This is a genomic window from Actinomadura sp. KC216, from assembly GCF_004348535.1.
Classification (GTDB): domain Bacteria; phylum Actinomycetota; class Actinomycetes; order Streptosporangiales; family Streptosporangiaceae; genus Spirillospora.
Map to the genome: position 1 here is coordinate 1 of NZ_SMJX01000205.1, position 14,986 is coordinate 14,986.

The window sequence follows — 14,986 nt, forward strand, 5'->3', positions numbered from 1 at the left end:
CCCCCGAAGCGGAGCGCTAGCGGAATAAGAGAACCGGTCCAAGGAAGGCTGGAGGACCGAGGAAGCCCGAGGGGTTGAGGATTCTCCTCCAGAGGAGGCATGGCGGGGCCCGCGGGTGCGGGCTGGCGATTCCCGGGGTCCCGCTACTGCCAGGGTGGACGGGCGCGGCGGCGGGCACGTTCGGCGCGGGCGATGGCCAAGGACCACTCCCAGCGGGAGTACAGCGTCCAGACCGAGGTTCGCGCGCTCCGCGAACGTGCCCTCTCACCTGCGGGATCGCCGGACAGGACGATGAGGTGGACGTCCGCGCGGGTGACGAACCGGCGCGGCGCGGAACGGCGGCGCGCGGGCCGCAGGCGCGCGATCGCGGACGAGCGGACGGGCATCGCAGGCTCCTCGGTCGGACGGCCCCCACGGCCACCTGTTCACCGAATGTAGCGCACTCGATACCGTCCGCCATACATCTCCCGAACCTCGGATGAACGACCGGTGCCGCACGACGATCCGCCCGCAATTCCCCGAATCCCGGCAATGCGGGCATGGTCGGGTTTGATAAAAGCGAAATCAATGGTGCGGTAAATGATGGAGAGACACGCCGAGAGAGAAACAATGACTCCTTGATCGGGCGTTCCGCGGTGCTACGTTCGTGCCGACCGAACCACGACAGGGAGAGGACAGGCAATGGAGTCCGCACCGATCCGGAGCGGGGCGGTTCGCCCCGTGGGTCGGCCGCGCCATGCCTTGATTCCGCTCCTTGTCCGCCTTATCGCCATCGCCGGTTTCGCATTCGCCGGCTGGATGGCCCTTTCCGCGCTGGGCGGTCCCGCGTCCGCGGCAGAACCGGACGCCCCGCACAACAGCACCGCCACCGCCTCCGCCGACCGTCCGGGCTCATGGGACGCCCTCTCCAGCCGCGTGCAGAAGATCGGCGACCGTCCGCTGAAGGACCTCGGGCCGCGGCCGGGCGAGACCCCGGCCGGCTCGTGGGAGTCCGGTGACCGTCCCGACCGCGTCCTCCGGACGTGGCAGGACGACGTCGGAGACCTCGGCGGCAACGTGCGGGAGATCGAGGACGACCCCGTCCGGTACCTGCAGAAGCGGCGGCACGAGGTGTTCGACCGCAAGGACCGGGCCGTCCACGAGCTGCAGGAGCTCACCGACGCGGCCGGGGTGCCGCGGGTGCGGCTGTCGGACGTCCGGCGCGCGCCCATCGTGCGCGACCTCGCCGACGGCGTCGTGAAGCAGAACCCCGTCCCGGACGTCGAGTGGGCGGAGCACGGCCACGCGAACGCGGCGCCCGGGCACGTCGCCACAGAGCGGCCCGGCTCCGGCACCACGTTCGTGCCCGACGCGCCCGCCGACGAGGCGGCAACCGGCCGGGACGCGGGAGACTGCGCCGGATGCCGGGGCGGCGAGCGGCGCGGCCCGCTGCTGCCCGCCGACCAGGACGAGCCGTGGAACGGCTCCTCCGGCGGACACCAGCTCGCCCCGGTCGCCGAGCTGAGGAGCGTCCGCTCCCCGGCGGTCCCGCCCGGCGTCGAGCCGGGCGGCTTTCACCGCACGGCGCTGACGGACGTGTCCGCGCCCGGCGGTCCTTCAGTCGTCCCTGACTAGGACGTTCCCGGACGGTCGGCCCTCGCCCGCGCACGCGTGCGCGCCGCGCCGCTGCCCGTCCCGGCCGGTTCCCACGATCCCGGCCATTTCCGACGATCTTTTCTCGATCAGCAACGGCCTTGCCCGGCCGGTTGCGGGATGCGCCACGCGCAGCGATCACCACCGATTCACCCAATCGCGAAACAAAGACAGGAGAAACACCATGCGCATGTGGGCAAGGAACACCGGCCGCGCCGCCCTGGTCGCCGCGGGCGCCGTCGCCGTCGGTGCGGCGTTCGGATCCGGGGCCGTCGCCGATACGACGTCCGGCAACTTCAGCGTGCTGGGCGGCAACCAGGTGCAGGCCCCGATCTCCGTTCCGGTCGAGGCGAGCGGCAACGCCGTCGGCGCGATCGGGGCGGCGCAGGCCCAGTCGAAGGGCGGCGCCGAGGTCAAGGGCGCCCGCCACGGCGGCGGGGGCGGCATGGAGACGTCCGGGAACTTCTCGATCGGCGGCGGCAACCAGGTGAAGGCGCCGGTCAGCCTCCCCGTGGACGTCTGCGGCAACGCGGTCGCGATCATCGGTATCGCCAAGGCGCAGTGCAAGGGCGGCGCCAGCGTCAAGTCCGGCCACAGGTCGGCCGGCGGCTGGGAGAGCTCCGGCTACCGGACCGCGAACGGCCAGGCGGAGCGCGGCGGGGGCGGCGGAGGCATGAAGACCTCCGGCAACTTCAGCGTCCTGGGCGGCAACCAGGTGTACGCGCCGATCAGCATCCCGGTGAACGTGTGCGGCAACTCCGTCTCGGTGCTCGGGCTGTCGCGGGCGCAGTGCAAGGGCGGCGCGTCCGTCCAGCGCAAGTCCGGCGGAGACCCGAAGATGACGACCTCGGGCAACTTCAGCGTCCTGGGCGGCAACCAGGCGTACGCGCCGATCAGCATCCCGATCAACATCTGCGGCAACGCGGTCGCCGTCCTCGGCCTGGCGCAGGCGCAGTGCAAGGGCGGCGCGACGGTCGGCGGCGGCGAGGAGCCGAAGCCGCTGCCGCCCACGCTCCGGACGCCGAAGTACAAGCCGTCCAAGCACCGGCCCGCGGCCGGGAAGAAGAAGCTACCGACGACCCTGCGGTCGCAGGGCAAGCAGGTGGAGTCGGCCGCCGCGACGAAGGCCGAGCAGGCGAAGGCGGCCGCCGCGTACCAGTCCCAGCAGGCCCAGCGGATGCAGCCGTCCAGGTACCGGATGGCGGGACCGGCCGCCTCCGGCTACCGGAAGGCCGACAAGCTGCCCGCCGTGAAGCAGTTCATCAACTCGCTCAAGAGGTCCGTCAAGGTTCCTGGGGTGGACGTCAAGCCGGGACAGATCGGCCCGGAGCTGCCGTCGAAGGACGGCGTCCCGGTCAAGGTCGGCTCCCCGATCCTGAAGTGACCCGGCGGCGCTGAAACCGAAGAGGCACCGGCGCGGGTGACGATCCGCGGCCGATGCCCGGCGGAAGGGGGCGGCAGACGTGCCGCCCCCCTTCCCCTTGCCACCAGAAACCCGGAATCGATGGAAGTGAACCCATGCTCGATCGGAAGTCGGTCTCGGCGGCGGCCATCGCCGTCTGCTGCGGCCTGCCCGTTGCGGGCGTCCCGCAGGCGGCGCATGCGCAGACGCAGACGCACGCAGCGACGATGCCCGCTGTGGCGCGCCCGCAGAAGGGCACGGTGATCGCGCAGCTGCGGATCAAACGGATGGGCCTGAAGGTCGCGGTCAGGGAGGGCGTCAGCGACCCGGTGCTGCGGCGCGGCGCCGGGCACTACCCGGGGACGGCCCTTCCCGGACAGGAGGGCAACACGGTCGTGCTCGGCCACCGGACCACCTGGCTCCACCCGTTCAACAAACTCGACCGGATGCGGCGCGGCGACCGGATCGTCCTGCACGCCGGCCGCACGACCTACACGTACACGATGCGGACCATGCGCGTGATCAAGCCAAGGGACCGGCGGGTCCTGGAGCCGGTCCCGTTCAAGCCGCTGAGCGCACCGGACGGCCAGTACATCACCCTCATCACCTGCACCCCGAAAGGCTCAGACCGCCGGCGCCTGGTCGTCGTCGGCAAACTGTCCCACACCTCAAAGCGCGGCACCTGACCTCCTGGAGCCCCCGCCTCCCACAGGCGGGGGCCCACAAGGCAACCGCCTAGAGAAGTGCATGGTGAGCGCCTAGAGAAAACGCGTCCCGCTGCCGACGCGCCTTAGCGGGGGCCGTAGAGGGAGATCAGGCCGTCGTAGTCGCCCTTGCCCAGGGTGGCCAGGCCGTTGTCGCAGGCTGCTACGGCCGGGGCCATCGTGAGGTTGGCGTGTTCTGCTCCCTCGACGTGCGCCAGCCCCAGGACGTGGCCCATCTCGTGCGTCACGACCGCCTCGATCGAATAGCTTCCGGGGATGCACAGGCCGCCCGACCACCAGCGCTTTCCGTGCTCCTGCAGTGCCATGTCCGTCTCGACGGTTCGCTTTCCCACGAACCAGATGCAGGTCGCGGCGAGGACGTCGCTTTCGGCGCCGGTCATCGCCTTTCCGCCGAACGTGTTGACGCGGTCGCGGGTGCCGCAGGCCGCGTCGCGGGTCACGTTGGGGCCGGTGGCCGATTCTCCGGAATAGCGCTCGCCGATGTCCGGTGGGGGCGTGAACCGGCCTTCGTCGGTGCAGTCGGTATTGGCGTTGACCATATTCGCGACGCCCTTGGCCACGGCCGTCCTCGGCAGCCTTGCCCTCCCCGCGTGATAGCGCCATCGGACGGTGCCGCCCTTCGGCCATGTGCTCGGTTCGGACTCGTACGTGCCGTCCTTGCACGCGTCCTGTGGGGCCCGGGACGTGCGGGGCCTGCCCTCCGGCACCCGCCCGCCGCGCGTGGTGATGGTGATCTCGCCCGCCTGCTCGTCGACCAGGATGCGCAGGCCGGAGGCTCCGCGGGTGCGCAGCGAGTGCGCGACGAGTGACGTCCCGTCGGCGGGGACGACCGCGGTGAGCCCGTTCGGGCCGCGGATCGCACGGCCGCGCAGGTCGCAGTCGGCGATCCTGACCTTCTGCGGCATCGCGCGGGCGGACAGCGTCCCGCCGGTCTCGCACCAGGCGGGGGGACGCGCGGCCGCCGCTCCCGGCGGGGCGGTGATGGCTCCGGTCGCCGCCGTGCAGGCGCAGGCGGCGGCCAGCGCGCTCGTCGCTCTGGCGGCGCGTGAGAATCCGTGCATATCAGTTCTCCGATGTGTGGGAGCGCGTCCCCCGGATTCTTTGCGCGGGCTGGGAAAAGGGAAACCGCCGCCCGTTAAAATGATCACCATCTCGCGAAAGGCTTCATTCGGAATCGGGCGGTTCGGCGAATTTGTCGCCGGAAATGGCGGAAGCGGCGTGCGGAGGGTTGCGTAAGTCTTCGGTCAATCGATACCAATAATCTGGTAAACGTGTTTATCGAGGTGCTGCACGGAAAAGCAGGGAGTAATCCGGCAACTCGGGATCAACAGCACAAGATGCCGCGGTTGCCGTCCGGCCGAGATTCACCGCTACCGCGTGGCGGGCACGCCTCCCCTCACCCCCCGCCGTCCGGCAGCGTTCACGGAAGCAGAGGTGTTCAACGTGCAGACGCAGACACAGGTGCGGGAACTGATGGGCATGAGCGTGACCGACACCCACGGGACGAAGGTCGGCACGATCAAACAGGTCTACCTCAACGACGACTCCGGAGCCCCCGAATGGGTGACCGTGCACACCGGCTGGTTCGGGATGCGGGAGAGCTTCGTCCCCCTGTCCGGAGCGCGGAAGACCGAGGGCATGCTGCAGGTCCCGTACGACAAGGAGACCATCAAGGGCGCACCGAACGTGGACGCTGACGAGCATCTGTCGCACGCCCAGATCGTGGACCTCTACCGCCACTACGGCGTGCGTCCCCCGGCCGGGCGCCGCACCGGCGGCGAGTCGGACACCTCGCAGGGCACGTCCGAAGACCGCCGCACGGCCGGCGCCGAGGGCAAGGCCGCCGCCGACACGTCTTCCGGCACGGGGTCGGAGAACATGGCGGGCGCGGCCGGGACCGCCGGGATGGCGGGCGCGGCCGGGATGGCCGTACGTCCCGAGAAGGGCAAGCGCGGACGCGAAGGCGACCCCGGCCGCGAGCGGGGGATGCCGCAGCAGTCGCCGCGCGGTGCGGAGGCCCCGCTGACCGAGATCACCCGGTCGGAGGAGCGGATGCGCGTCGACACCGAACGGCACGAGTCCGGGCGCGTCCACGTCCACAAGTGGATCGAGACCGAGATGGTCGAGCGGACCGTCCCCGTCTCGCACGACGAGATCAAGGTCGACCGCGAGCCGATCGCGGACGGCCGGCCGGGCCCGGAGGTCTCCATCACCTCGGACGACCTGGAGCTGATCCTCTACGAGGAGCGCCCGGTCATCGCGAAGGAGGCCGTCCCGGTCGAGCGCGTCCGGGTCCGGACCGAGCGGGTGCAGGACGAGCAGACCGTCCGCGGCGAACTCCGCAAGGAGCGCGTCGAGGTCACCCGCGACGAGGGCCCCGGCGGCGAGCGCTCCTCCGAGCGCGGCCGCTCCAAGTGACCCGTCCCGGCCGGTCACCCAACGCCCGGCCGGGGCGCCCGCACGCGCCCGCACGCGCCATCCAGGATGACGGTGCGCCTGGCCGGCCGTTTCACCCGCCGGCGCGGCCAGGCGCCCGTCCTTTCGTGAAAGGGTTTCACCTGGCTGCGGCAAACAACGGTCAGGTTCGTTGACAGGTACGCGGGGTGCGGTGGAGGTTCCAAGGGACGGCATCGGGCCGTGCGGCGTCCTTGGAGCGCACCCGGGAGGGACGAGTTGCCACACCCCCGCATCGCCACCCGGACCGGGCGGTCGCTGGCAGCGCTCGCGACCCTCGCCGCACTCCCGCCGATCGTCGCGGCGCAACCCGCAACGGCCAGAACTCCTGCCGCCTATCTCGACTCACGGCTGCCCGTGCCGGAGCGCGTCGACGACCTGCTCCGCCGGATGACCCTGCAAGAGAAGATCGGCCAGATGGCTCAGGCCGAGCGCGCGGCCATCGACGGCGACCGCGACCAGATCACGACGCTGGGCTTCGGGTCGGTGCTGTCGGGCGGCGGCTCGGTCCCCGCGAGCAACACGCCCAAGGGCTGGGCGGACATGGTGGACGCCTACCAGTCGAAGGCCCTCGCCACCCGGCTGAAGATCCCGCTGCTCTACGGGGTCGACTCCGTCCACGGCCACAACAACCTCGTCGGCGCCACCATTTTCCCGCACAACCTCGCCATGGGCGCCACCCGCAATCCGGGGCTGGTGCGCGAGGAACAGCAGATCACCGCCATCGAGACGAAGGCGACCGGCCCGCAGTGGGTGTTCGCACCATGCGTCTGCGTCGTCCGTGACCTGCGCTGGGGACGGACGTACGAGAGCTACGGCGAAGACCCGGGGCTCGTCATCCAGATGGAGACCGGCATCGAGGGCTTCCAGGGACGCCGCAAGAGCGACCTGGCCGGCCCCCGGCACGTCCTCGCGACCGCCAAGCACTACGCGGGGGACGGCGACACGGTCTTCGGCTCGTCCACCACCGGGACGTTCACCATCGACCAGGGCGTCACCGTCACCGACCGCCGCACGTTCAGGAAGATCGACCTCGCGCCCTACGTGACGGCCGTGCGGAAGTACGGCGTCGGCAGCATCATGCCGTCGTTCTCCAGCGTCGACTGGAAAGAGGACGGCGTCGGCAACCCGGTGAAGATGAGCGCGCACCGGGAACTGCTCACCGACGTCCTCAAGCGGAAGATCGGGTTCGACGGGTTCCTGATCAGCGACTGGGAGGCCGTCCAGCAGATCCCGGGCGACTACGCCACGCAGGTCCGCACGGCCGTCAACGCGGGCCTCGACATGTTCATGGAGCCGTACACCGCCTCGCAGTTCGTCCGGACGCTGCTCGCCGAGGTCGAGGCCGGGCGGGTGAGGACGTCCCGCATCGACGACGCCGTCCGCCGCATCCTGAAGGCCAAGTTCGAGCTCGGCCTCTTCGAGAACCCGTACACCGACCGCCGGTACGCCGGGACGATCGGCTCGCCGCGGCACCGCGCCGTCGCCCGCCGGGCCGTCGCCGAATCGCAGGTGCTGCTGAAGAACTCCGGGCGCGCGCTGCCGCTGAGCCGCGACGCGGACATCTACGTCGCGGGCGTCAACGCCGACGACATCGGCAACCAGGCGGGCGGCTGGACGGTCACGTGGCAGGGCTCGCCCGGCGACACCATCCCCGGCACGACGATCCTGGACGGGATCAGGCAGAACTCGTCCAACGTCACCTACAGCGCGGACGCGTCGGCGCCCATGGCGGGCCATGACGTCGGCATCGTCGTGGTCGGCGAGAAGCCGTACGCGGAGGGCCTCGGCGACGTCGGCAACGGCCACACGCTGAACCTGTCGGCCGCCGACAGGGCCAACATCGACAAGGTCTGCGCCGCGATCAGCACGTGCGTCGTCCTGGACGTGGCCGGACGCCCGCAGATCGTCACCGACCGGCTGCCCGCGATGGACGCGTTCGTCATGTCCTGGCTGCCCGGCAGCGAGGGCGCGGGCGTCGCCGACGTCCTGTTCGGCAAGCGCCCCTTCACCGGCCGCCTCCCCGTGACCTGGCCGCGCCGCGAGGACCAGGAGCCCATCAACGTCGGCGACCGTGACTACGACCCGCTGTTCCCCTACGGCCACGGCCTCCGAACCCGCACCCGCCACCGCTGAACGGACGCGCATCCGCCGCCGGGTGACATCATGGACGCATGGGCGACGAGGGGACGGTGCGGGTCGACCTGTGGCTCTGGTCCGTGCGCCTGCTGAAGACCCGCTCGATGGCGACGACGGCCTGCCGCGCGGGCCATGTCCGCGTGAACGACGAGCGCGCGAAGCCGTCCACGACCGTGAAGCCCGGTGACGAGATCCGGCTCCGCCATGACCGACGCGAACGCATCGTCATCGTGCAGCGGATCATCCGCAAGCGGGTCGGGGCGCCCGCCGCGGCGGAATGCCTGATCGACAAGAGCCCGCCCCCGCCGCCGCGCGAGGCGCTCATCCCGGTCGGGCGCCGCGAGCGCGGGGCGGGCCGTCCCACCAAACGGGAACGCCGCGAGCTGGAACGCGTCCTCGACCGCTACCGCACCCTCAAGGAAGGGCCCGCGGACATCGAGCGCATCGAACCCTCCCGCGACGACCCGCCCTCACACGACTGACCCCCGCGCGAGCGCGGAGCGGCCGATGGGCGTGCCGTCCCTGGCCAGCGCCTCGGCGACGACGTTGGGCGACCTCGGCAGGGTGACGGCGGTCTCGAAACCGGCCCGCCGCACGGTCGCGGCCACCGCCGGCCGCGACGGGACGGAACCGGCCAGAAACCGCCAGGCGGCCACGTCCGTCGCACCGTTCCAGCTCGCATGAACCCGCATCCAGCGCGAATCCGCCGAGCTCACCGCCACCGCCGGCCGCGCCACCGGACGCCCCGACCACGCCGCCCGGTACGCCCGGTACGAGCCGTCCCCGATCCCGGTGATCTCCAGCACGGGCGTCCCGTCCGCGGCGAACTCGGTGACCGTCGGCGTGGATCCCCAGCCGACGAGAGCGCTCCCGTCCGGCAGCACCTGCATGTTGCCCATGTACTGCCCGTACGTCGCCCCGTCACTGACCTCGCGCACCAGCGACACGTGCCGGGCCGCCTCGTCCACCTCCAGGACGACACCGCGGGACGGGCCGTCGCCCACCTCCTCGATGTGGTTGTCGAACAGCGTGACCGTCCCGTCCGGGAGCCGCCGGGCGTCGTGCTGCCAGGCGAACTCCGCGTGCGGCCCGAACGTGAAGTCACTGCGCCTCCCGCCGAGCCGCCACCGGACGGCACCGGTGCGGCGGTCGAGCGAGTAGAGCGCGCACGTGTTGCGCGCGGACAGCAGCAGCGTGTCCCCGTCGTCCTGGACGGAGTTGATGTGGATCGGGTCGAACACCGCCGCCCCCTCGGAGCCGCCCGGCGTGATGCGGGTCTCCTCGATGCCGACATGATCGAGCGCGCTCCAGTCGAGCAGCACCTCGCCCGTCTTGACGTCGATCTCCTGGACCCGCCCGTCCAGGACGCGCCCCTTCCGCGGCCCGCCCACCGGCCGCAGGTCGGCGGCGACCTCCGGATACGCGATGATCAGCGCCGTACCGCGCGCGGTGAGCGCGAACTCGTGCAGATCCCCCGGAATGCCGCGCCCGGCCCGCACCTCGGCGACGCGCCTGTAGTCCCGCCCGAGGACGACGCCGACCCCATGCCCGTACCCGCCGACCTTCCGATCGCCCTCCCAGTAGGTCAGGACGGGCTCACCCTCGTACGCCTGCACCCGCACATCGGTGACCAGCCGGTCGGACCGGTAGATCCAAACGGGCTCGCCGTCGTCGTCCACGATCAGCGCGTCGGCGGCGTCCTTGCCCCGGAACGGCGCGAGGAACAGCAGCCCGGATGCCGTAGACCCGAGCCGCCGCGCCTTCAAGCCCGGCCGCCGAACCCCCGGCAAGGTGACGTACCCGTCGCCGCCGTCCTCGGGTTCGGGCCCCGCGACGACCCGGCGGCCGGACGCGGCACCGCTGAGCAGAGCCGCACCGCCCACCCCTCCGACCAGCCCGGACACCAGAAACCCGCGGCGCGTCACATCCATGCGGCCTGTCTACCGCCCGAACCTCAAAACTCACTGAACACGCTCGGCTGAGGGTGGTGAACGCGCTCGGCTGAGGGTGTTGGACGCGCTCGACTGACGGCGTGGAACGCGCGGCGCCCGGTGGGGTTGGCCCCAGCCGGGATCTTGGCGCTGCCGGTAGTGCCCGCGTCCCGCCCTCACTCGATCATGGTTGCTTGACCTGACCGGCCCTGCGGGCGAGGGAGAGTCCATGTTGGTCGCATCACGGCGCTGTACGACGACGGTGCTGGTCGCGCTCGTGGCCGTGCTCCCGGCACTGGCCGTCCAGAATCCCGCGCGTGCCGGCGTCGATCCGGTCGTGCGGGCGATCGAGTCGCACGCCCATCCGCTGCGTTCCACCGAGCCCACCGGCGGCCACGACGATCTGCGGCCGCTGGGCGCGATGGTGAACGGTGCCACCGTGGTCGGGCTGGGCGAGGCCACGCACAACTCGCGAGAGTTCTTCACCATGAAGCACCGGGTCTTCGGTTACCTGGTGCGGGAGAAGGGCTTCCGGGCGTTCAGCCAGGAGGTGCACGTCGCCGCCGGTCTGCGGATCAACGATTACGTCCTGCACGGTAAGGGCGACATCCGACAGATCATGGACGAGGAGTTCCAAGGCGGTACCGCGCTGTGGAACACCCGCGAATACCTCGACCTCTTCCGCTGGATGCGCGCGTACAACGCGCGGCACGACGGCAGGCTGCAATACGTCGGCAACGACGTCGACTACGCCGGTAAGGAACTGTTCGCCCGGGTGGACGACTACGCCCGGCGTCACGACCCCACGCTGCTCCCACAGTTGGCCGGGCTCTACCAGGGGCTACGGCCGACCACGGACATGGAAACGTGGCTGCGTGAGTACCCGCAACGACCGTTGCCCGAGCGCCGCGCCTCGGCCGAACGCGCCGCGCGCGCTCTGGAACTGCTGCACCGTCGAGGCGCCGACGCGATGACCCTTCGGTACGCGACCTTCATCTCCCAGGTCGGGACGATGTACTCCTTTGACTTCAACGACCAGGCCGAGCTCCTCAAGGCGGTGCAGCACCGCGAGCAGGCGATGGCCGACAACACCGTCTGGTGGAGCCGCCGCACCGGCCGGACGCTGCTGTCGGCGCACAACGGTCACGTCGCCTACGGGAACTCACGTCCGCAGTACCCGTACCGGATCCAGGGAGACCTCATCCGCGAGCAGATCGGCCGCGGTTACGTCAACGTCGGGTTCACCTTCTACCGAGGCGCGTTCAACGCCTCCCCACCCGGGGGCGGCCCTCTGCGTCGGGTCACCGTGGGCCCTGCCGCGCCGGGCGGCAACGAGCACACGCTCGACAAGGTCCGCTACCGCGACTTCATCCTCGACACCCGCACCGCCCCTGCCGTGGCGCGCAGCTGGCTAGACCAGGCACGCCCTACGCGCGACATCGGCGCCGAGTACCCCGACCAGCACCAGCCGATCATCGCCCTGGGCACCTTCTACGACGTCATCATCCACCTACACCGAGTACACGCAGCCGACCTCCTGTAAGAACAACCCGCTGCAAGTGCCCGTTCCCGAACCTCTGATCTTGGCCCGGAGAGGTTCCAACCGTCCTGACGGCTTGTTCCGGAGCTGGGAGAATCGGGTGTGTGGGCCGGCGTGGGGACACGCGGAGGTGCGCGAACTGTGGGCTGGCGTTGCCGGAGGGCTCGCGGTCGTCGCGGAAGTACTGCTGTGCCGCGTGCCGCTCGGAGCAGTGGCGCAAGCTGAAGCGCTCCAGCGAGGTGTATGCCGTTGCCGTGGCGGAGCTGGCGGCGGTGGGAGCCGGTCGCGGGCCGACGTCCCGAGAAGTGCGGGCGGCCCGGCCGAGTGCCCGGTGCCCGGTGTGCGGGCAGACCTGGTGGGTGAGCGTGCAGAAGCGGTCGGACGCCCGATACTGCAGCACCGAATGCCGGGTCGCGGCCTGCCGGGATACCGGGCCGGCCAGCGCGAGGACACCCACCGGCGCGACTTCAGCGTCCCGACCGGGATCCGGGTGTCATCGGCCAGCCGCTGCATGTTCGCCTCGACGCTGAACAACTCATCGGCCGGATGCGCGCCGCCGACCTGCTGCATCGGCTCGATCTCCAGCACGGCGTCGCCGACCTCGAACTGGTCCCGGGTGTCCTGCTCGCCGATCCGCACAATCCGCGCCACCAGCTGCTGGTAGCGCTCGACGCTCACCTGACCGACCTTGCCGTTGTCCTCGTGCGTCCTGACGGGGGTGTTCATCCTCCGAGCTCCTCTCGCGGCGGCTCCCAGCGACCCCGGAAAACCGTTGACCGTGAGCGTGCTCTTGATCGCAATTGGTAGCAATGCCCTGGATGTACAGCTGTTTCCCCAGGACAGATCAGGCCATTTCCGGATCATTCAGCCGTTCGCGACTCCGTCACCGTGACGCCCTCGCGAACGGCTTTCCGCCGCCGCCACGCCCGCGTCCGGCACCGCGGACTGCAGAAGATCGCCCCCGTCTGTCTGTCGGCGCCGACCACCCACTCGGTTCCGCACTCCGGACACATCGCCCGGGCCGCCGGCGAGCCATCCAGAATCACCGCCACCCGGGCCCGGCTCCGTCGCACCCACCGCCAATGCCGAGCCCGGCACGACGCGCTACAGAAGCGAGCATCCTGCCGCAACCCGCCCGGAAGCGAGTCCCCACATCCAGGACACCGCCGCAACCCGCCCTCGGCCACACATCAAGCGTGAGCGTCCCGAGCCAAGCCTGCCAACGCCCTCACAGGCGCGAACTTAGAACCGGGTTGTGGTGTCGGTCGTGGCCATCTTGCGCAATTGCTCAGCCGAGTCCCCCCTGATTCCGCGCAGGTCCGCGCCGCGCAGGTCCGCGCCGCGCAGGTCCGCTTTGGTCAGGTCCGCTTTGGTCAGGTCCGCGCCGCGCAGGTCCGCGACGGTCAGGTTCGCTTCGATCAGTTTCGCGTTGGTCAGGTTCGCTTCGCTCAGGTTCGCGAGGGTCAGGTCCGCGTCGGGCAGGTACGCGCCGGTCAGGTCCGCGTAGGACAGGTCTGCGTCGCGCAGGTTCGCGTCGGTCAGGTCCGCGCCGCGCAGGTTCGCGCCGCTCAGGCCCGCGTCGCTCAGGGTCGCATCGTTCAGGGTCGCTCCGGTCAGGGTCGCGGCGGTCAGGGTCGCGCCGGTCAGATCCGCGCCGGTCAGGTCCGCGCCGCGCAGGTCCGCTTTGGTCAGGTCCGCGCCGCGCAGGTCCGCGCCGGTCAGGTCCGCGCCGCGCAGGTTCGCGCCGATCGTCCGCGGGAATTGGGAGTTCAGAACCAGGTCCGCGCCGCCCAGGTCCGCGACGCTCGTCTCCCCATTGCTGGTCCGCGGGAACCGGGAGTTCGGGACGCGGATGGTGTGCAAGTCCAGGGGCGCGGAGCTGGGTGGGTCGGCTGGACGGCGAGCCAGGACGATGAGCGCGGCGTCCACGTCGGTGTCAGGCTCTTTGGGGAGCTTGGAGGTTTTGACGTGGGGGCCGGGGTCGTGTTCGCGAACGAACGCGGCCAGGACGTCGCGGATGGTGAGATGGTCGCGGGGTGAGTCCGCGGCGATGCGTTCCAGGGCGTAGATGGCGCCGATGCGGACCTCTCGTTTGGACGAGCCGAGCTGTTCGACGGCCTTTGTGTAGCGGTCAGTTACCTGTCCTTGCCTGGTGGTGTCCAGGGTCCGGGCGGTGTACAGCAGCCCGGCCGCCGTGAACACCACACCGGCGATCACCACCAGGCCGGTGACCGACTGCATCAGCGCCGAGCGGGCGTGGTTGACCGCCTCGACCCGTTCGGCCGGCGACAGCGCGCTGCGTTCGGCCGCGGTCAGCTCGGCGCGTTCTCCCGACAGCCACCGCGCCGCCGGCCCCAGCAGCCCCCACATCGTCAGGATCGCCGCGGCGGTCACCGCGATCCCGCCCAGTAGCCACCGCGCCGTGTCCGACGGCGCCCACGCCAGCGCGCCCCATACGGCCGCGAGCACCCCCAGCGCTAATACCGTCGCCATTACGTCTGAGGTCTTCGGTCGCTGCATCCTCGCCCCTCTCGTCCGGTATCACCCGTTTCGGCACGGGTTAGACCGCCCACCAGTTCCAGTGGTTCACCCACACCAGGCTTCATCACCATCACAACGTGGGGGACCTGAAACGAAAGATCGAGACGGTCGACCCACGCCGCCGGCGCGCAGACCGAGGCCTACAACGACGCCGACCGTGACCTGGCCAGCGCCATGGCCTTCCTCGTCGTCGTCGAGCTGGTCAGCCCGCGGCGCCCCCCACGCCCCCCGCGCGGGGAGAGCACCTGAGCCCGCGGCGCGGTCACCTGCCGCCGTTGGCCCGGCTCGCGCCCGCGGCGCCGGGCCCCGCGGGCGCGGGCCGGGTCCGCGGACCGGCGACCGCCCGGCAGCGCCAGCCCCGGGCCGGGGCCCTGGACGACCGGCAACGAGGGCGACCGCTCCCGCTGCGGCCACCCCACCGCCAAGGGAACGCCCGCTCTTGGCCCCATGCCTCGCCGCGCAGGCCGCCTGCTGATCGCGGCGTACCGGGCCGGTGAGTTGAGCACTCGCCGGGGAAGTGGGCCCGTGAGGGGTCAATCCTCCGGCGTCCCTTGAGTCGGCCAGCTCGGACTGCAGCTTGAACGCCAGCCCGCAGTTCGCACACCTCCGCGTGTCCCCACGC

At 71.0% G+C, this 14,986-nt stretch carries 12 protein-coding genes; 8 read left to right on the plus strand and 4 right to left on the minus strand.

Going from position 1 to position 14,986, the window contains the following annotated elements:
- Positions 1–143: 143 nt before the first annotated feature.
- On the minus strand, positions 144–386 hold the full coding sequence (locus E1264_RS28740) for a hypothetical protein (RefSeq protein WP_132178579.1): 243 nt from the start codon (positions 384–386) through the stop codon (positions 144–146).
- 412 nt (positions 387–798) lie between these two features.
- Here E1264_RS28740 and E1264_RS28745 point away from each other — a divergent pair, with 412 nt between their 5' ends.
- The 3 genes from E1264_RS28745 (at position 799) to E1264_RS28755 (ending at position 3,720) form a co-directional block, all read left to right on the plus strand.
- Positions 799–1,614 (plus strand): hypothetical protein, encoded by an 816-nt coding sequence (locus E1264_RS28745; RefSeq protein WP_132178580.1) that lies wholly within the window; start codon positions 799–801, stop codon positions 1,612–1,614.
- Positions 1,615–1,816: 202 nt separating this feature from the next.
- Positions 1,817–3,016, plus strand: a complete 1,200-nt coding sequence (locus E1264_RS28750) for a chaplin (protein ID WP_132178581.1) — start codon at positions 1,817–1,819, stop codon at positions 3,014–3,016.
- 134 nt (positions 3,017–3,150) lie between these two features.
- Complete coding sequence (locus tag E1264_RS28755; RefSeq protein ID WP_165964429.1) at positions 3,151–3,720, plus strand: class E sortase; 570 nt, start codon at positions 3,151–3,153, stop codon at positions 3,718–3,720.
- 104 nt (positions 3,721–3,824) lie between these two features.
- On the opposite strand, the gene E1264_RS28760 is transcribed toward E1264_RS28755, so the two are convergent.
- Entirely contained in the window at positions 3,825–4,820 is a 996-nt protein-coding gene (locus E1264_RS28760; protein WP_165964430.1) for a matrixin family metalloprotease, read from the minus strand.
- A 382-nt stretch (positions 4,821–5,202) separates the two neighbouring features.
- Here E1264_RS28760 and E1264_RS28765 point away from each other — a divergent pair, with 382 nt between their 5' ends.
- The 3 genes from E1264_RS28765 (at position 5,203) to E1264_RS28775 (ending at position 8,834) form a co-directional block, all read left to right on the plus strand.
- On the plus strand, positions 5,203–6,177 hold the full coding sequence (locus E1264_RS28765) for a PRC and DUF2382 domain-containing protein (RefSeq protein ID WP_132178584.1): 975 nt from the start codon (positions 5,203–5,205) through the stop codon (positions 6,175–6,177).
- Positions 6,178–6,432: 255 nt separating this feature from the next.
- Complete coding sequence (locus E1264_RS28770; protein ID WP_243711227.1) at positions 6,433–8,349, plus strand: glycoside hydrolase family 3 N-terminal domain-containing protein; 1,917 nt, start codon at positions 6,433–6,435, stop codon at positions 8,347–8,349.
- Positions 8,350–8,387: 38 nt separating this feature from the next.
- The gene (locus tag E1264_RS28775; RefSeq protein WP_132178585.1) at positions 8,388–8,834 is read left to right on the plus strand and encodes an RNA-binding S4 domain-containing protein; all 447 of its coding nucleotides are present in this window, start codon (positions 8,388–8,390) and stop codon (positions 8,832–8,834) included.
- On the opposite strand, the gene E1264_RS28780 is transcribed toward E1264_RS28775, so the two are convergent.
- On the minus strand, positions 8,823–10,283 hold the full coding sequence (locus E1264_RS28780) for an arylsulfotransferase family protein (protein ID WP_132178586.1): 1,461 nt from the start codon (positions 10,281–10,283) through the stop codon (positions 8,823–8,825). The two genes, E1264_RS28775 and E1264_RS28780, sit on opposite strands and share 12 nt — an antisense overlap.
- Positions 10,284–10,512: 229 nt before the next feature.
- Here E1264_RS28780 and E1264_RS28785 point away from each other — a divergent pair, with 229 nt between their 5' ends.
- Positions 10,513–11,826 carry an erythromycin esterase family protein gene (locus tag E1264_RS28785; protein ID WP_132178587.1) on the plus strand — a complete coding sequence of 438 codons (1,314 nt, stop codon included), beginning with the start codon at positions 10,513–10,515 and terminating at the stop codon, positions 11,824–11,826.
- A gap of 543 nt (positions 11,827–12,369) precedes the next feature.
- A complete protein-coding gene (locus tag E1264_RS28790; RefSeq protein WP_132178588.1) occupies positions 12,370–12,630 on the plus strand; it encodes a hypothetical protein in 261 nt (86 codons plus the stop codon).
- 435 nt (positions 12,631–13,065) lie between these two features.
- Here the strand turns inward: E1264_RS28790 and E1264_RS28795 are convergent, their stop codons facing one another.
- Positions 13,066–14,343 (minus strand): pentapeptide repeat-containing protein, encoded by a 1,278-nt coding sequence (locus E1264_RS28795; RefSeq protein WP_132178589.1) that lies wholly within the window; start codon positions 14,341–14,343, stop codon positions 13,066–13,068.
- Between the last annotated feature and the right edge of the window lie 643 nt (positions 14,344–14,986).